Below are 17,206 nucleotides of genomic sequence, written 5' to 3' on the forward strand. Positions count from 1 at the left end.
TTCAGGCGCCTTCGACGATGACAAAGTGGCCGGTCGAGCCGGCGAGCCTGTACTTCAACGCCTCCTGGTATTCAGGCGAGCCGTAGCATTCCAGCGCCTTTTCATAGGATTCGAATTCCACCAGCACGTGGCGATTGCCTGCCGGTCCTTCCGGGCTGGTGTACCGCCCGGCGCGCACCGGGAACTTCGCGCCGTATTTCTCGAAAGCCGCGGCATTGGCCTCGATATATCGCTTGTAGATCTCGGGATCGCGGACATCGACCATTGCCATCCAATAGCCCTTCTTGCTCATGGTTCAGGGCCTCCAGCCTAGGAAATTGGTGATCAGCGCCAGGCCCAGCGCCTGGCTCTTCTCGGGGTGGAATTGCGTTCCGGCGAGGTTGTCGCGAGTGACAGCGGCCGTTACCGGGCCGCCATAGTCGGCAACCGCCAGCACCTCATCCTCCTTCCGTGCATCGAGATGGTAGGAGTGGACGAAATAGGCGTGCAGTCCCTTGCCACCCGTCGCAATGCCGGAAAACAGCGGATGCTTGCGCTTCAGGTCAATCGTGTTCCAGCCGATCTGCGGGATCTTCAGTGTCGGATCGGCCGGCGTGATCTCCTTGACGTCGCCGGCGACCCAGCCAAAGCCCTTTGTGACGGTCTTTTCCAGGCCTCGCTCCGACATCAGCTGCATGCCGACGCAGATGCCGAGGAACGGCCGAGCCTTGGCGATCGCCACCTCCTCGACCGCTTCCCACATGCCGGCGACCGCACGCAGTCCAGCGGCGCAATCGGCATAGGCACCGACGCCGGGCAGGACGATGCGGTCGGCGGTCCTGACCCGCTCGGCATCGGCGGTGAGTTCGATCGCGGCGGCAATACCGGCTTCATGCGCGGCACGCTCGAAGGCCTTGGTGGCCGAGCGCAGATTGCCCGACCCGTAATCGATGATCGCTACCCTCATCTCAGGGCTTTCCCGGAATATGGTTCAGCCCCAGCGCCAGGCCCATCTGCGCCGACCGGGCATGTGCTGCGTCTGGGACGATGCGTTGCACCGTCGGTTGTTCATCCGACTGAGCATCGGCTTCCAATGCATAGCGGAGGTCTGCGTCGTCGAGCCTGTCGGCCTCGACCACGCCCCATTCATGCCAGCCGCGACGGCGCAGGGCTGCGATCCGCAAGCCCTGCCCTTCCAGTCCGACAAAGAGCATGACAAGCAGGGATAAAAGCGAGCCGGTTGTTTCCAGGTCCAGCCTTTCGCCTAGCATCGAGAGCAGGCCCATTGCGACAAACGCCAATGCCGCCTCGACCCACAGCCGGTGCCAGGCCAGCCACAGCGGCGGCACCAGGAAGCCGAGCCAGGCAAAGGCGTCACGGATAAAGGTAGTGTCCACGCTTTCGCTGCGGCCTGGCGGCTTCATCACGACATAGATGGCCATGACGCTATCCTTTCAGGGATCCCTTGGTGGAGGGAACCGCGTCCGGCTGGCGCGGGTCGCGCTCAAGCGCCGAACGCAACACACGCGCCACGGCCTTGAAGCAGGTCTCGGCGATGTGGTGGTTGTTGGCGCCGTAATGATTGGTGACATGAAGCGTGATGCCGGCATTCTGCGCCAGCGCGTGGAAGAATTCGCGCACCAGCTCGGTATCGAACGTACCGATCTTCGGCGACGAGAACGAAACATTCCAGACCAGAAAAGGCCGGCCGGAGACATCGATTGCCGCCCGCGTCAGTGTCTCGTCCATGGCGAGATCGATCGAGGCGTAGCGCATGATGCCGCGCCGCTCGCCCAACGCCTTGGCCAGCGCCTGGCCGAGCGCGATGCCCGTATCCTCGACCGAGTGGTGGTCGTCTATGTGCAGGTCGCCCTTGGCCTTCACGGTCATGTCGATCAGCGAATGGCGCGACAACTGGTCCAGCATATGGTCGAAGAAGCCGACGCCCGTCGAAATGTCGGATTTGCCCGAGCCGTCGACCTGAACCGACACGGCGATGTCGGTTTCCCTGGTCTTGCGGCTTATCTCGGCGGAACGGGGCGCCATGACCTCATCCTTGTCTCAGATTTGCACGGTTCAGGCGTTCACATGCCTGAAAACGAAAGCCTTCTAGCAGCATGATCCGGCGATTGCCAGTTACCGCTGCGGAGCACAGTCCGGCCCGGCGGATGGCCGGTTTGCAATCATCCGGCCTATGCATACATATGGCCGATCAAGTCACTCGTAACGCGCCGATCGCCTCGATGGGATCGGTGCTGATCGGAGCAGAAAATGTCGAATGAACTGACCATGCATGCCACGACCATCCTGACCGTGCGCAAGGGCGGCAAGGTGGTGATCGCCGGCGACGGCCAGGTCAGCCTCGGCCAGACCATCATGAAGGGCAACGCCAAGAAGGTGCGCCGCATCGGCAAAAGCGGCAACGTCATTGCCGGCTTCGCCGGGGCCACCGCCGACGCCTTCACGCTGCTGGAGCGGCTCGAAGCCAAGCTCGAACAATATCCCGACCAGCTAACACGTGCCTGCGTCGAGCTCGCCAAGGACTGGCGCACCGACCGTTATTTGCGCCGGCTGGAAGCAATGATGCTGGTGGCCGACAAGTCGGTGTCGCTGGCGCTGACCGGCACCGGCGACGTGCTGGAGCCCGAATTTGGCGTCATGGCCATCGGCTCCGGCGGCAATTACGCGCTGGCAGCGGCACGCGCTTTGATGGACAGCGACAAGGGCGCAGAGGACATCGCCCGCAAGGCGATGCAGATCGCGTCAGACATTTGCGTCTACACAAACAACAACTTCGTCGTCGAAACCCTCGATGCCGCCTGAGCGGAGCCTCCGCTATGGTTTTCGGCCGGTGATCCAGAGGGACCTGCCGATGATCGCCGGCTGGCTTGCCGAGCCGCATGTCGCCGAATGGTGGAACGACCCAGAGACCGAGATTGCGGAGATCCGCGAGCATATCGACAGCATTTCGGTCGAGCCGCTGATTATCGAGCTCGACGGAAAGCCCATCGGCTATTTGCAGAGCTACGATCCGCATCTGGAGGACGGCCATCCCTATAGCGACCAGCCGTTCGGCACGCTCGGCATCGATCTGTCGATCGGCGTGCCGGGGCTTGTCGGGGTCGGCCACGGCTCGGCGATCGTCCGGCAGTTCGTCGAGCAGCTTTTCGAGGAAGGTACGCCGCGCGTCATCATCGACCCGGACCCCGCCAATGCACGGGCTATCCGTGCCTATGAAAAGGCCGGTTTCAGGGCTATCGATCGCAGGAAGTCGGAATATGGCGATGCCGTGCTGATGGCGATTGATGCCCCAGAGGGCGACGCCGGACAGGGTGAGGCAAAAGAGGGGCAATAGCAGCATGAGCGTATCCAGCGACAAAACCGTCTCGGCCTACGAAGACAGCTGGCGAATGGGGCTTCTGTTGGTTCTCGGCCTGGTCATCTTCCAGGCCGGGGTCCTCTACGGCATGGGGCGGACGCCGATCTGTACCTGCGGCTATGTCAAGCTGTGGCACGGCATTGTGCAGAGCTCCGAGAATTCCCAGCATATTTCCGACTGGTACAGCTTCTCGCACATCATTCACGGCTTCTTGTTCTATGCGCTGGCGTGGTTCCTTTTCCCGCGCTCGCCGATCGGGCTCAGGCTGGCCTTTGCGGTGGTTATAGAGGGCGGCTGGGAGTTGCTCGAGAACAGCCCTTTCATCATCGACCGCTACCGCGCCGGCACAATCTCGCTCGACTATTATGGCGACAGCATCATCAATTCGGTGTCCGACACGCTGGCCATGGTGCTGGGGTTTGTCATGGCGCGAAGGCTTCCTATATGGGTGATCGTGACCCTCGCCCTCATCTTCGAATTCGGTGTCGGCTATCTCATCCGGGACAATCTGACACTCAACGTGATCATGCTGCTGCATCCGTTCGAGTCCATTCGGCAGTGGCAAAGTGGAATTTAGTGACATGAGCACCTTCTCTCCCCGCGAAATCGTTTCGGAACTCGACCGCTTCATCATCGGCCAGAAAGACGCCAAGCGTGCCGTGGCGATTGCCTTGCGCAACCGTTGGCGCCGCCAGCAGCTCGAGGGCCAGATGCGCGAAGAGGTGATGCCGAAGAACATCCTGATGATCGGCCCGACCGGTGTCGGCAAGACCGAGATTTCACGCCGCCTGGCACGCCTTGCCGGTGCGCCTTTCGTCAAGGTCGAAGCCACCAAGTTCACCGAGGTCGGCTATGTCGGCCGCGATGTCGAGCAGATCATCCGCGATCTGGTCGAGATCGCCATCGGGCTGGTGCGCGAGAAGATGCGCGAGGACGTCAAGGCGCGTGCCCACATCAACGCCGAGGAACGGGTGCTCGAAGCGCTCGTCGGCAAGACGGCGAGCCCGGCCACCCGCGACAGTTTCCGCAAGAAGCTGCGCGACGGCGAACTCGACGACAAGGAGATCGAGATCGAAGTGGCCGATACCGGCAATGGCGGCATGCCTGGCTTCGAGATTCCCGGCATGCCGGGCGCCAATATCGGCGTGCTCAACATCAACGACATGCTGTCGAAGGCGATGGGCGGCAAGAAGACCAAGTTGCGCAAGACGACCGTCAAGGAATCCTACGGGCTGTTGATCAGCGACGAGTCCGACAAGCTGCTCGATCAGGACGAAGTGGTGCGCAGGGCACTCGAATCGACCGAGAATGACGGCATCGTCTTCCTTGACGAGATTGACAAGATCGCCTCGCGCGAAGGCGGCATCGGTGCCGGTGTTTCGCGTGAAGGTGTGCAGCGCGACCTGCTGCCGCTGGTCGAAGGCACCACGGTTGCGACCAAATATGGACCGGTGAAGACCGACCACATCCTGTTCATCGCCTCGGGTGCGTTCCACGTCGCCAAGCCCTCCGACCTGCTGCCGGAATTGCAGGGCCGCCTGCCGATCCGCGTCGAGCTGCGGGCGCTGGAGAAGGACGATTTCGTCCGCATCCTCACCGAGACCGAAGCCAGCCTGATCAAGCAGTATATCGCGCTGATGAAGACCGAAGGCGTCGACCTGGTCTTCACCGATGATGCGATCGATTCGTTGGCCGGCATCGCCGTGGACCTTAACGCCAGCGTCGAGAATATCGGCGCCAGGCGGCTGCAGACGGTGATGGAACGGGTGCTGGACGATATCTCCTATGACGCGCCGGACCGCAACGGCACCTCGGTGACCATCGATGCCGCCTATGTCGAGAAGCATGTCGGCGACCTCTCCAGAAACACGGACTTGTCGCGTTTCATCTTGTAGGAGACGCTCCATTCTCGAAGAGGGTCGGGGAATTGCTCCCGGCCTCCCCAATTTGGCCCAGCATTCCCGATGTGTGGCCAAATGGAAGCATCCGGCAAGCTTTCGTCCCGTCGGGTGCAGGCGTCTCTCGACTCCCGGTGGAGCATTACCTAGTTTGCCGGCGACTATTTGGGCGGCGGCGCATGAAAAAACTGATCCTCGTCATTTTGGGGCTGACGCTGGCGGCAGCCATGTTCGCCGCGCAAGCGGCAACGATGGTGCCGCCGGGCAACCGCAACACCGAGCAGCCCGACATACCGGGCGCTTCGAGCCGGCGCACCCAGGCGACCAACACCACCTTCCAGGCGAAATACCGCAAAGTCTTTGCGCTGCTCCAGAACGATGCCGAGTTGCGCGGCAAGATCAAGCAGGCAGCCGCGGCCTATGGCATCGACCCAATGCATATCGTCGGCGCCATCGTCGGCGAGCACACCTACAATGTCGATGCCTACGACCGGCTGCAGACCTACTACGTCAAGGCGATTTCGTATCTGTCGAGCAAGCTCTCCTTTGCCTATGATGGCGAGGATATCTCCGATTTCGTGCAGCGGCCGCAATTTGCGAAATGCGCAGGGAAGTCCGACAGCTACGATCTGTGGGAGTGCCGCGAACAGGTGTGGAACCGGTCGTTCCGCGGCAAGACCGTCGACGGCGAGAGCTTTCCCAACGACCGCTTAGGCGCCACTTTCTTCCAGCCTTATTATGCCGGCCAGACTTTTGGCCTTGGCCAGCTCAATCCGCTGACGGCACTGCAAATGAGCGACCTCGTGCACAAGGTTTCCGGCCTGCCGGAACTCGACGTCGGCGATCCCAACGCGGTCTACAAGACCATCATGGATCCTGACCTGACACTGCCTTATGTCGCAGCAACAATCCGGAAATCGATCGACGCCTATAGAAGCATTGCCGGCTTTGACATCTCAGGCAATCCCGGCATCACGTCGACGCTCTACAATGTCGGCAATCCCGAACAGCGCGCCTATGCGCTGAAGGCCGAGAACGACAAGCGCCGCGCTGCGGGCGAGTCGGAAAAGCTGCCCGAGGAAAATTACTATGGCTGGCTGGTCAACGACAAGCTGCCGGAGCTGAAAGCGCTGTTTTAAGGCGAGCGTCGAGATTCAGGTTTCACCCACTTTTGGGCGTTGGCGCCGCCCCTCATTGCCCTGCCGGGCATTTCTCCCCGTTTAGTGACGGGGAGAAAGAAGCCTGCGCCGATGGTTTCGCCAATCTCGAATGCCGCAGAAAGGGCGCCAACGCTCGTGACAGCCCCTTCTCCCCGTCACTATACGGGGAGAAGATGCCGGCAGGCAAATGAGGGGCGGCGCCAACCTCGACATTTGGCGCGGCGTTCATGCCGCCAGCAGCGACTTCAGCTTGATCGCCTGCGAGCCCAGCGCTTCCGGCGCCGGCCTTGCCTGCTTCGCAATCAGCATCTCGGCCAGCCTTATGTCGCGGGCGACCGCGTTGCCGGCGCCGATGCCGCTTGCCGCAACCAGCCTGCCGTCCTCGGCGAGGTGGAACAGGATGAAGGCGCCGTCGCCGAGGTCGCGGCGCACGATGCTGCGGCCTTCGTCCGACAGGCCGGCGATCTGCAAGGTCAGGCCGTACTGATCCGACCAGAACCACGGCACTGCGGCGTGGGCCTCGCCGGCGCCAAGCATATTCCTTGCGGCGAGCGCGCCCTGCTCCTGTGCGTTGCGCCAGGCTTCGAGCCGCACGCGCCGGCCGCCATAGATGGCGAGCGGAAACGAACAGCAATCGCCGGCGGCAAAGATATCCGGGTCGCTGGTGCGAAGCTCGGCGTCGACGGCAACACCATTGTCGACGGTCAGCCCCGCCTCCGCGGCAAGTCCGGTCACCGGCACGGCGCCGATGCCGATCACGGCAAGATCGGCGACAATGTCGTGTCCACCGGCGAGCGCGATGCGCACTTCGGCGCCATCATCGGCAATGGCGGCGATGCCCTCGCCGCACAGGATTTTCACGCCTTCCGCTTCATGCGCCTGATGGATAACCCCAGCGATCTCGGCGGGCACGCCGCGCATCAAGATGCGCGGCTGCGCCTCGATGATGGTGACCGCGGCACCCAGTCTGCGTGCCGCCGCGGCAAGCTCAAGCCCGATGAAGCCGCCGCCGACTATGGCGATGCGATTTCCGGCGCTGAGATGGGCGCGAATGGCCAGCGCGTCGTTGAAGGTCCGGAGGTAGACGCAGCGCCCGCCAAGGCCCGGCATAGGCAGCTTGCGCGGCACCGAACCGGTCGCCAGCAGGAGCTTGTCGTAGGCCAGGGCGGAACCGTCCGAGAGGCGCACGACATGCGCCTCTCGGACGATCGCCACCGCCTGGACCGAATGGATATGCCTGATCGATCTTTCGGCCAGAACCGCCTCACTGGCGATCGCCTTGATCAGGGGCGCGTCGGCAACCATCGCGTCTTTCGACAGCGGCGGGCGCTCATAGGGCAGATGCGGCTCGTCGCCGACCAGCGTCACCGGGCCATCATAGCCGAGCTCGCGCAGCGCAAGGGCGGCGCGCCCGCCGCATTCGCCGGCGCCGATGATGACCATTCCCTTCGTCATCATCAACCGATCCGGACAAGGACTTTGCCGGCGTCGACTTTGACCGGATAAGTTCTTAGATCGACGCAGACCGGCGCGCCCCTGGCAGCCCCTGTCTTGTAGTTGAAGCGGCCATTATGCTTCGGGCACTCGATGACGTCGTCCATGACCAGCCCGTCCGCCAGATGCACCTTCTCATGCGTGCAAAGCCCGTCGGTGGCGAAATACCCGTCGTCGGGGCTGCGATAGATGGCAAAGGTGCGGCCGCCATGGTCGAAGCGCATCACGTCTTCTTCGTCGATGTCCTCGGCGTCACAGGCCTCGACCCAGTCGCTCATTTACGGTCCCTCGATGTTTGGTGCGTTGGCATGGGCTTGTCATTCAGCAGCCACCGCAACAGCAGCGTTATCGCTGTGGAAATCCTCGCGATAGGGCCGCGCCGTCGGCGGCAGTTCGCGCTTGATGAAATAATCCTCATTGCGCAGCTGGCGCAGGAAAGCCGGTATCATCTCGCGGTAGCCGGCCAGGATGGACGGCGTCGGCGCCGGCAGATCGTGCTTGATCAGTTCGTGCAGCCTGGGCAGCGCGTGATAGGGCACCATGGGAAACATGTGATGCTCGACGTGGTAGTTCATGTTCCAGTAGATGAAGCGGCTTATCGGGTTCATGTAGACGGTGCGGCTGTTGAGCCGGTGATCGGTGACGTTTTCAGCCAGGCCGCCATGCTGCAGCAGGCCGACCATGACATGGTGCCACGCGCCGTAAAGCCTGGGCAGCCCGACCAGCATCAGCGGCAGGAACGAGCCCGTGTAGAGCGCCAGCGCAATGGTAACGGCATAGATTGTCGTCCAGATGCGGGCAATGCGAATTGCCTTCGGCTGCTCCTGGTCGGGAATGAAGGTTCTTTCGGCCGGACTGACGATACCGGCTGCATTGCGCAGCATGTCGCTCATCGCATGCCAGGCGTCGAGAATGCCGACGAAGTTGAGCACCACGCGCAGCAGATCGGGCGGACGCATCACCGAGATCTCCGGATCGCGACCGACTATGATGGTATCGGTATGATGTCGCGTGTGGCTCCAGCGCCAGGTCACCGGGTTGCGCATGATCATGAAGCAGGCGACCTGATAGACCACGTTGTTCATCCACTGCGTCCTGAAAGCGGTGCCGTGGCCGCATTCGTGCCAGCGTGAGTCGGTGGAGGAACCGTAGAGGACGCCGTAGACGAAGAAGAACGGCACGCACCACCAGCTGCCCCAGAACCAGGCGGCGCCGGCGCCGCTGAGGATCATGGTGCCGAGCCAGATGATGGTGTCGCGGATCGCCGGGCCGTCGGAGCGCTGCATCAGCTCCTTCATCTGCTTGCGCGGCACGTCGGTGTGATACCACTCGGCCGCCGCCAGCCCGCTCTCGACGGCAAGCTTCGCGTCGCGGCCGATCAGGCTGTAGTCGCGTCGGGACGCTGCTGCGGAGCTCGTATTCCCGGTTCGGAGTCCAATATCCACCATAGCGGAGGCCTCGATCATATTCGGTCAGCGTTCAAAATAACGCCGACCCCTGATAGGCTCAATATCACAAAGATAGTTTCTATCATTTTCCCTCAGAATGGTGTAAAAGGGCCAAACAGTGGAATGAGGCAGCGATGGCGAAACGGCCGACGATCACCGACCTGGCGCGCATTTCGGGGGTCAGCGTTGCCACCGTCGATCGAGTGCTGAACAACCGCTTGCCGGTGCGCGAGGAAACCGCGCGCCGCGTCTATGAGGCCGCGACCAGCATCGGCTATCACGCAGCCGGATTGATCAAGCAGCGGATGCGCCATGAATTGCCCGAATACCGGCTCGGGTTCCTGCTGTTGAGGCGGGAGGACGTCTTCTACAGCGAATTTGCCCGCGAGCTTGAACTGGCGGTATCGCAGTCGCCGCGCTTTCGCGGCGTGGCGACCATCGACTTCGCCGCTTCGCTGGCGCCGGACGAGATCGTCGAGCGGATGCGCAAGCTGGCCGCCAAATCCAGGGCCGTCGCCCTGGTCGGGCCTGATCACCCGACGCTGACGGTCGCCGTCGAGGCTCTGAAAGCCAATGGCGTACCGGTGTTCTCCCTGCTTTCCGACTTTGCATCCGGTATTCGCGAGGGCTATGTTGGCCTGGACAATCGCAAGGTCGGCCGCACCGCTGCCTGGATGATCTCGAAGGCCGCGAAGAGACCTGGCAAGGTTGCCCTCTTCGTCGGCAGCCATCGCTTCCATGGCCATGAGCTTCGCGAGATCGGTTTTCGCTCCTTCTTTCGCGAGCAGGCGCCGGAATTCACTCTCCTCGAGACGTTGGTCAATCTGGAAGCGAACCAGATCACGCATGATGCAATGATCGAGCTTCTGGCCCGCCACCCTGATCTCGCCGGTTGCTATGTCGCCGGTGGCGGCATGGAAGGCGCGATCTCGGCGCTGAGGGAGGCAAAGCCGGCTGAGATGCCGGCGGTCGTCTGCAACGAGATCACGCCCGACTCCCGCGCGGCGCTGGCAGATAATTTCCTGACCATGGTGATCTCGACGCCACTGGCGGCGCTTTGCCGCGAGCTTGTCGGGCTGATGGCGCATGCCATCGAGACCGGCGCTGCGAATGCGCCGGGCCAGACCTTTCTGCCCTTCGACATTTATCTGCCAGAAAACATCTGACGTCGCGGTCATCGGCGGCAGACATGATGTAATCTATCAGAATGCTTTCAGGCCTCGCTTGCCTGAGCGTCCGTCCAAAAGCGCTCGAAATGCCGAAAATCCATTCCTCATGGCGAAATCTCGCTTGACGCCCACGCGAAATGGAATAAATATTTCACCATCTGAGCATTTTGGTTCTTTCGTTCCGGAAGATCTGTTTCAGGCAAATGCCTCCGGAACCAAAAATGGCAATCGGGAGAGAATTCCCTGCGAGATCGGGGATTCCGGGTAGATCGGTGCAGCCGGACACCAATGTGGAGGAGAAATAAAATGAAAAAACTGCTTTTGGGCGTCGCGTTCGCGGCGCTGATGAGTTCGTCCGCCTTTGCCGCCAAGATCGGCGTGTCGATGGCGTTGTTCGACGACAATTTTCTCACCGTGCTGCGCAACGGCATGATTGAACAGGCCAAGGGCATGGACGGCGTCGAGCTGCAGGTGGAGGATGCGCAGAACGACGTCGCCAAGCAACTCGACCAGATCAAGAACTTCGCCGCCTCAGGCGTCGACGCCATCATCGTCAACCCGGTCGACACCTCGGCGACCCAGGCAATGTCGGACGCAGCCGCCGCTGCCAAGATTCCACTGGTCTATGTCAATCGCGAGCCGGTCAACGTCGACAAGCTGCCCGAAAACCAGGCCTTCGTCGCCTCGAACGAAGCCGATTCCGGCACGCTCGAGACCAAGGAGGTCTGCCGCCTGTTCAAGGAGGCCGGCAAGACTGAAGCCAATGTCTATGTGATCATGGGCGAGCTGTCGAACCAGGCAGCGGTGCAGCGCACCAAGGACATTGATGACGTGATCGCCACACCGGAGTGCAGCTTCATCAAGATCATCGACAAGCAGACGTCGAACTGGAAGCGCGAAGAAGCGCAGAACCTGATGACCAACTGGCTGTCGACCGGCAAGCCGTTCGACGGCGTCATCGCCAATAATGACGAAAGCGCCATCGGCGCCATCCAGGCGATGAAGGCCGCCAACATCGACATGAAGTCGGTTGTCGTCGGCGGGGTCGACGCTACCCAGGATGCGCTTGCCGCGATGCAGGCGGGCGACCTCGATGCGACGGTGTTCCAGGACGCGGCCGGCCAGGGTGCCGGCGCGCTTGACGCGGCGCTCAAGCTGGCGAAGGGCGAGAAGGTCGAGCACAAGGTCTACATCCCGTTCCAGCTGGTCACGCCGGCAAATATCGACAAGTTCCTGAAGAAGAACTGAGGCGGACCTGTCCGATACGGAGCGGCGCGCCAAAGTAAGACAGCGCCGCTCCGCTTTTTCCCTCTCGGCCTGAACAGCGCCGAGTGGAGACCGTGGCTGACGGAGGAAGCACGATTGGCACAGACATCTCACGGCGTCGGCGGGCTCAGCTATGATGCGAAACGGCGCGCATGGCCGGCCGAATTCAACGTCTTCCTGGCGCTCGTCATCCTGGTCGGCGCTTTCGAGCTGATCGGCCGGGTTTTCCTGGGCGACAGCTTCCTTTTCAATACCCGCGACAATATCGATGCGATCTTCAACGAAGCGCGCCTGCAGATCATCATCCTGCAGGTGTCGATCGTCGGCATTATTGCCATCGGCGTGACGCAGGTGATCATTACCGGCGGCATCGACCTGTCCTCAGGTTCGATCGTCGGCGCCACGGCGATGATAGCCATGAGCTTCGCCCAGGTAGCGACGGTCAACGGCAACCCGAACCCCAAGGCGATGTTCATCGCCCAGGGCTGGACCGACCTGCCGGTGATCGTGCCCGTGCTGGTCGCGATCGGCTGCGGCCTGCTGGCCGGCCTGGTCAACGGCGCTTTGATCGCCTACACGCGCATCCCACCGTTCATCGCCACGCTCGGCATGATGGTCACCGCGCGCGGCATCGCCAAATGGTGGTCAAAGGGGCAGCCGATCTCGTTTCCGACCGAGAGTTTCGCCGCCATCGGCAAGGGGCTGATGCCGGTCATCATTTTCATATCGCTCGCAGTGCTGTTCCAGCTGATCCTGAGTTACACCAAATATGGCAAGCACTGCTATGCGATCGGCTCCAATGAGGACGCCGCGCGCATGTCCGGCATCAACATCGCCAACCACAAGATCCTCGTCTACGTCATTGCCGGCGTCCTCGCCGCGCTCGCCGCCGTGGTGCTGAGCTCCAAGAATCTCACCGCCCAAGCCGGCATGGGTGTAATGTACGAGCTCGATGCGATCGCCATGGCGGTTATCGGCGGTGTCTCGTTGTCGGGCGGCCGCGGCTCGATCATCGGAACGGTGATCGGCTCGCTGATCTTCGGCGTGATCATCTCCGGCTTCACCTTTCTGCGCCTCGACGCCTATTATCAGGAGATGGTCAAAGGCGTGATCATCGTCGGCGCAGTCGTTCTCGACCAGTGGCGCCAACGCCTGCGGGCAATGAGGGCTTGATCATGTCGGACATCGTCCTGAAGACCGAAAACCTGACCAAGTATTATGGCGGCGTCCATGCGCTGGAGGGTGCCGACTTCGAGCTGCGCAAGGGCGAGCATGTCGCTATCATGGGCGACAACGGCGCGGGGAAATCGACCTTCGTACGCCAGATCACCGGCGTCGAGCAGCGCACCAGTGGCAGGATGTGGTTCGACGGCAAGGAAGTGAATTTTGCCGGCCCCATCGAAGCCCGCGAGGCAGGCATCGAGACGGTGTTCCAGAACCTGGCGCTCGCCGACGACCTCGACGTGCCGTCGAACCTGTTCCTCGGCCGCGAGCGGGTGCTGTTCAATCTCGGGCCCTTCTCGATCCTCGATCGCAAGTTCATGCGCAAGGCGACCGAGGCAGCCTTGGTCCGCACAGCGGTCAAGATCCCCAATCTTTCCAACACTATCCGCCACATGTCGGGCGGCCAGCGCCAGTGCGTAGCAATTGCCAGAACCGCGACCTTTGCTTCCAAGCTCATCATCATGGATGAGCCGACGGCGGCACTCGGCGTGCAGGAGACGATGCAGGTCGAAAACATCATCCGCACGCTGAAGGAGAATGGCGAACCGCTGATCCTGATCTCTCACAACATGCGCCAGGTGTTCGACCTGGTCGACCGCATCGTCGTTTTCCGGCGCGGCCGCATCGTCGCCAATTTGCGCAAGCAGGACACCGACGGCAACGATATCGTCTCCTACATCACCGGCGCCAAGACCGGGCAGGCGGAACTTGCGGCGTAACGGCCAACGCCGAGCCACAGGCGCTGACACGCCCTCCCTTCCGAACCATCCTCAAAGGAAAACTCTTCATGCCTCTTCGCTTTGCTCTTCTCGGTGCCGGCCGTATCGGCAAGGTCCATGCTCGCGCCGTCGGTTCCAATCCTGAGGCCAGGCTGGTCGCAGTTGCCGACGCCTTCGAGAAGGCGGCGACCGATCTGGCCTCTGCCTACGGCGCCGAAGTGCGCAGCATCGATGCCATCGAGAAGGCCGGCGATATCGATGCGGTCGTCATCTGCACGCCGACCGATACCCATGCCGATCTGATCGAACGCTTCGCCAAAGCGGGCAAGGCGATTTTCTGCGAAAAGCCGATCGATCTCGACGCCGGCAGAGTGGAAGAATGCCTGGCCATCGTCGACAAGGCCGGCGCCACCCTGATGGTCGGCTTCAACCGCCGCTTCGATCCGCATTTTGCCGCCGTGCGCAAGGCGATCGACGACGGCGCCATCGGCACTGTCGAAATGGTGACAATCACCTCGCGCGATCCCGGCCCGCCGCCGCTCGACTATATCGGCCGCTCGGGCGGCATCTTCCGCGACATGACCATTCATGATTTCGACATGGCGCGCTTCCTGCTCGGCGAGGAGCCGGTGGCGGTCAGCGCGCATGCTTCGGTGCTGGTCGACAAGAAGATCGGCGAGGCCGGCGACTTCGACAGCGTCAGCGTCATCCTCGAAACTGCTTCCGGCAAGCAATGCGTCATTTCCAACTCACGCCGCGCCACCTACGGTTACGACCAGCGCATCGAGGTGCATGGCTCGAAAGGCATGATTGCGGCCGAGAACCAGCGGCCGGTGTCGATCGAACTGGCCAATGAGAAGGGCTATACGCGGCCGCCGCTGCACGATTTCTTCATGACCCGTTATCTCGACGCTTATGCCAACGAGATCGCTGCCTTCATCGCGGCAGCGACGTCAGGCAAGAAGGCGACGCCGAGCGGCAAGGACGGGCTGGTGGCGCTCAGGCTGGCGGATGCGGCGCTGAAATCGGCCAAGGAAGGCAAGACCGTCCGCCTCGACAAAACAATCTGACTATCAAGCACAGGAGCAAGGCGATGAACGGTTCAGCCGGTCGCAATTCCGAAACACGCGCCATCGTCACCGGCGGCGCACAAGGCATCGGCTTTGCCGTCGCCGAAGCGCTGGCCGATGAGGGCTGCCGGGCGCTGGCGCTGATCGGCCGCTCGCAGGAGAAGGGCGACAAGGCTGTCGCCATCCTCAAGGGGGCAGGCGTCGATGCCATCTTCATCAGCGCCGACGTCTCAAAAGTGGCCGACTGCAAGCGTGCGGTCGAAACGGCGATTGGCCATTTTGGTACCGTCAACGCGCTGGTCAACGCCGCTGCCACCTCGGCCCGCGGCTCGCTGGTCGAGACCTCCGAGGATCTATTCGACCAGATATTCCAGACCAATGTGCGGGGCCCGTTTTTCCTGATGCAGGGCGTGGTGGCGCATTTGCTGGCGCGCCAGGCACCGGGCTCGATCGTCAACGTGCTGTCGATGTCGGCGCATTGCGGCCAGTCGTTCCTGGCGCCTTATTCGTCAAGCAAGGGAGCGCTGGCGACACTCACCAAGAATGTCGCCAATGCCTATCGCGGCAATCGCATCCGCTGCAACGCGGTGCTGCCCGGCTGGATGGACACCGAGGGCGAGGCGATCGTGCAGAAGAAATGGCACGACGCGCCGGACGACTGGCTGGAAAGGGCCGAGGCCGCGCAGCCGATGGGTCAATTGGTGAAGCCGGCACAGCTTGCCCGGTTGATCAGCTATATGATCAGCCCGCAGTCCGGCGTCATGACCGGGTCGCTGGTCGATTACGACCAGAGCGTCGCCGGGTCGTCGCCGGAATAACGCCGGCAAGTCTAGCGGAACGCTTCGTCATCCACGGGCGGAGCAAGGAGCGCAGCGACGCGGCGCAGACCCGAGGATGACGAAGTTCGGGGGGCTTCAGCCAATCGCGAATGGGCTGGAGTAAACCTCCTCCTCACCAGGCACGTGACAAGCGCATCCGCATCGACTATATCAGCCCTCATGATCAACCTGACCGCCACATATTGGTACTTTATGAGCTCGCTGGCGGCGGGAGGATTGCGCTCGATCTGAAGATTGCAGCAACAATATCCGAACAGCCGCCAGACCTGGCGGCTTTTTTGTTTCAGCCGGCAGGTCTCCCAATCAGGAGCATAAGCCGTGTTGACGACCACAGACGATCTTCGGGTCAAAGAAATAAGGGAATTGAGCACGCCGGACGAGGTGATGCGGGAAATACCGCGCACGCTGACGGCGACGCGCACCGTTGCCGCGTCACGCAATGCGATCCACGCGGTGCTGACCGGCACCGACGATCGGCTGGTGGTCGTCGTCGGCCCCTGTTCAATCCACGACCCGGCCGCCGCCGTAGACTATGCCAGCCGTTTGGCATCGCTGCGTGAAAACCTGTCGGACCGGCTGGAGATCGTGATGCGGGTTTATTTCGAGAAGCCGCGCACGACGATCGGCTGGAAGGGCCTGATCAACGATCCCGACCTCGACGGCAGCTTCAACATCGACAAGGGTCTGCGGATGGCCCGCAACGTGCTCTCGGCGGTCAACAATCTCGGCCTTCCCTCAGCGACCGAGTTCCTCGACATGACAACTCCGCAATACATTGCCGACCTCGTCGCCTGGGGCGCGATCGGCGCGCGCACGACCGAGAGCCAGATCCACCGCGAACTCGCATCAGGCCTGTCCTGCCCGGTCGGCTTCAAGAACGGCACCGACGGCAATTTGCGGATCGCGGCCGAGGCGGTGAAATCCGCCGCCCAGCCGCACCATTTCATGGCGGTGACGAAAGGTGGGCGCAGCGCCATCGCGACGACCACCGGCAACGAGGACTGCCACGTCATCCTGCGCGGCGGCATTGTGCCCAACTACGACGCGGCAAGCATGGCTGCTGCCTCCGCTGAGCTCGGCCGGATCAGCGTGGCACCTCGGCTGATGATCGATGTCAGTCATGCCAACAGCAACAAGAAGCCGGAAAACCAGCCGCTGGTGGCGGCTGACGTGGCGGGCCAGATCGCGGCAGGCGACGAGCGCATCATCGGCGTCATGATCGAGAGCAACCTTGTCGCCGGCCGGCAGGATGTCGTGCCCGGCAAGCCGCTCCTCTATGGCCAGAGCATCACCGATGGCTGCATCGACTGGGCGACCACCGAGACCGTGCTGCACGGCCTTGCCGACGCCGTCGAGCAGCGCCGGTCGGTGCGCCGCGCCATGATCGCCGGCCGGCCAGGAGCCGCCTGAGCACTTCACCTTCTCCCCTTGTGGGAGAATGTGGATCGGCGCGCAGCGCCGAGCCGGATGAGGGGTGCTGGAAGAAACTCGGCGCAAAAATATTGAGGGATTTTAAGCGTTTATTTCTTCGCTGTAGCGATCCGTCCAACACCCCTCATCC

The 17,206-nt window shown here is 62.2% G+C and carries 19 protein-coding genes; 12 read left to right on the plus strand and 7 right to left on the minus strand.

Annotated features, from left to right (window positions below; translation table 11 throughout):
* Position 1: 1 nt before the first annotated feature.
* Genes NKH67_RS16450 through hisB form a run of 4 tightly spaced genes read right to left on the minus strand, consistent with a single transcriptional unit; the run spans position 2 to position 2,025 of the window.
* Complete coding sequence (locus tag NKH67_RS16450; RefSeq protein ID WP_353031306.1) at positions 2 to 292, minus strand: DUF1330 domain-containing protein; 291 nt, start codon at positions 290 to 292, stop codon at positions 2 to 4.
* Positions 293 to 295: 3 nt separating this feature from the next.
* Positions 296 to 946, minus strand: a complete 651-nt coding sequence (gene hisH / locus NKH67_RS16455; RefSeq protein ID WP_352977519.1) for an imidazole glycerol phosphate synthase subunit HisH — start codon at positions 944 to 946, stop codon at positions 296 to 298.
* A gap of 1 nt (position 947) precedes the next feature.
* Positions 948 to 1,421, minus strand: coding sequence for a DUF2628 domain-containing protein (locus tag NKH67_RS16460; protein WP_352682244.1), 474 nt, complete (start codon positions 1,419 to 1,421; stop codon positions 948 to 950).
* A gap of 4 nt (positions 1,422 to 1,425) precedes the next feature.
* Positions 1,426 to 2,025, minus strand: coding sequence for an imidazoleglycerol-phosphate dehydratase HisB (hisB, locus tag NKH67_RS16465; protein ID WP_352472583.1), 600 nt, complete (start codon positions 2,023 to 2,025; stop codon positions 1,426 to 1,428).
* Positions 2,026 to 2,250: 225 nt separating this feature from the next.
* Between hisB and hslV the strand changes: the two genes are divergently transcribed.
* From hslV to NKH67_RS16490, 5 genes are all read left to right on the plus strand, one after another.
* On the plus strand, positions 2,251 to 2,802 hold the full coding sequence (gene hslV / locus NKH67_RS16470; RefSeq protein ID WP_352616829.1) for an ATP-dependent protease subunit HslV: 552 nt from the start codon (positions 2,251 to 2,253) through the stop codon (positions 2,800 to 2,802).
* The gene (locus NKH67_RS16475) at positions 2,792 to 3,334 is read left to right on the plus strand and encodes a GNAT family N-acetyltransferase (protein ID WP_352472585.1); all 543 of its coding nucleotides are present in this window, start codon (positions 2,792 to 2,794) and stop codon (positions 3,332 to 3,334) included. Before hslV ends, NKH67_RS16475 begins: the two co-directional genes overlap by 11 nt.
* A 4-nt stretch (positions 3,335 to 3,338) precedes the next feature.
* Positions 3,339 to 3,935, plus strand: coding sequence for a DUF2585 domain-containing protein (locus tag NKH67_RS16480; protein ID WP_254815925.1), 597 nt, complete (start codon positions 3,339 to 3,341; stop codon positions 3,933 to 3,935).
* Between the two features lie 4 nt (positions 3,936 to 3,939).
* Positions 3,940 to 5,253, plus strand: a complete 1,314-nt coding sequence (hslU, locus tag NKH67_RS16485; RefSeq protein ID WP_254815924.1) for an ATP-dependent protease ATPase subunit HslU — start codon at positions 3,940 to 3,942, stop codon at positions 5,251 to 5,253.
* A gap of 182 nt (positions 5,254 to 5,435) precedes the next feature.
* The gene (locus tag NKH67_RS16490; protein WP_353031308.1) at positions 5,436 to 6,395 is read left to right on the plus strand and encodes a DUF1402 family protein; all 960 of its coding nucleotides are present in this window, start codon (positions 5,436 to 5,438) and stop codon (positions 6,393 to 6,395) included.
* Positions 6,396 to 6,641: 246 nt separating this feature from the next.
* Here NKH67_RS16490 and NKH67_RS16495 read toward each other — a convergent pair whose 3' ends face one another.
* Genes NKH67_RS16495 through NKH67_RS16505 form a run of 3 tightly spaced genes read right to left on the minus strand, consistent with a single transcriptional unit; the run spans position 6,642 to position 9,358 of the window.
* Entirely contained in the window at positions 6,642 to 7,871 is a 1,230-nt protein-coding gene (locus NKH67_RS16495) for an NAD(P)/FAD-dependent oxidoreductase (protein ID WP_353031404.1), read from the minus strand.
* A 2-nt stretch (positions 7,872 to 7,873) separates the two neighbouring features.
* Positions 7,874 to 8,188 (minus strand): MocE family 2Fe-2S type ferredoxin, encoded by a 315-nt coding sequence (locus NKH67_RS16500; RefSeq protein ID WP_352472320.1) that lies wholly within the window; start codon positions 8,186 to 8,188, stop codon positions 7,874 to 7,876.
* 39 nt (positions 8,189 to 8,227) lie between these two features.
* Positions 8,228 to 9,358 (minus strand): fatty acid desaturase family protein, encoded by a 1,131-nt coding sequence (locus NKH67_RS16505; RefSeq protein WP_353031310.1) that lies wholly within the window; start codon positions 9,356 to 9,358, stop codon positions 8,228 to 8,230.
* A gap of 134 nt (positions 9,359 to 9,492) precedes the next feature.
* On the opposite strand from NKH67_RS16505, the gene NKH67_RS16510 reads away from it, so the two are divergent.
* From NKH67_RS16510 to NKH67_RS16540, 7 genes are all read left to right on the plus strand, one after another.
* Positions 9,493 to 10,524, plus strand: coding sequence for a LacI family DNA-binding transcriptional regulator (locus NKH67_RS16510; RefSeq protein WP_023677522.1), 1,032 nt, complete (start codon positions 9,493 to 9,495; stop codon positions 10,522 to 10,524).
* Positions 10,525 to 10,833: 309 nt separating this feature from the next.
* Positions 10,834 to 11,775, plus strand: coding sequence for a sugar ABC transporter substrate-binding protein (locus tag NKH67_RS16515; protein ID WP_352614967.1), 942 nt, complete (start codon positions 10,834 to 10,836; stop codon positions 11,773 to 11,775).
* A 114-nt stretch (positions 11,776 to 11,889) separates the two neighbouring features.
* Entirely contained in the window at positions 11,890 to 12,966 is a 1,077-nt protein-coding gene (locus tag NKH67_RS16520) for an ABC transporter permease (protein WP_292655972.1), read from the plus strand.
* Positions 12,967 to 12,968: 2 nt separating this feature from the next.
* Positions 12,969 to 13,736, plus strand: a complete 768-nt coding sequence (locus tag NKH67_RS16525; protein ID WP_023677519.1) for an ATP-binding cassette domain-containing protein — start codon at positions 12,969 to 12,971, stop codon at positions 13,734 to 13,736.
* A 68-nt stretch (positions 13,737 to 13,804) separates the two neighbouring features.
* A complete protein-coding gene (gene iolG, locus NKH67_RS16530; protein ID WP_353012327.1) occupies positions 13,805 to 14,806 on the plus strand; it encodes an inositol 2-dehydrogenase in 1,002 nt (333 codons plus the stop codon).
* Between the two features lie 23 nt (positions 14,807 to 14,829).
* Entirely contained in the window at positions 14,830 to 15,624 is a 795-nt protein-coding gene (locus NKH67_RS16535; protein ID WP_352769683.1) for an SDR family oxidoreductase, read from the plus strand.
* Positions 15,625 to 15,963: 339 nt separating this feature from the next.
* Complete coding sequence (locus tag NKH67_RS16540; protein ID WP_353031312.1) at positions 15,964 to 17,055, plus strand: 3-deoxy-7-phosphoheptulonate synthase; 1,092 nt, start codon at positions 15,964 to 15,966, stop codon at positions 17,053 to 17,055.
* Positions 17,056 to 17,206: the final 151 nt, after the last annotated feature.

The organism is Mesorhizobium sp. M0968 (genome assembly GCF_040319065.1).
In the GTDB taxonomy this organism is placed as follows: Bacteria; Pseudomonadota; Alphaproteobacteria; order Rhizobiales; family Rhizobiaceae; genus Mesorhizobium.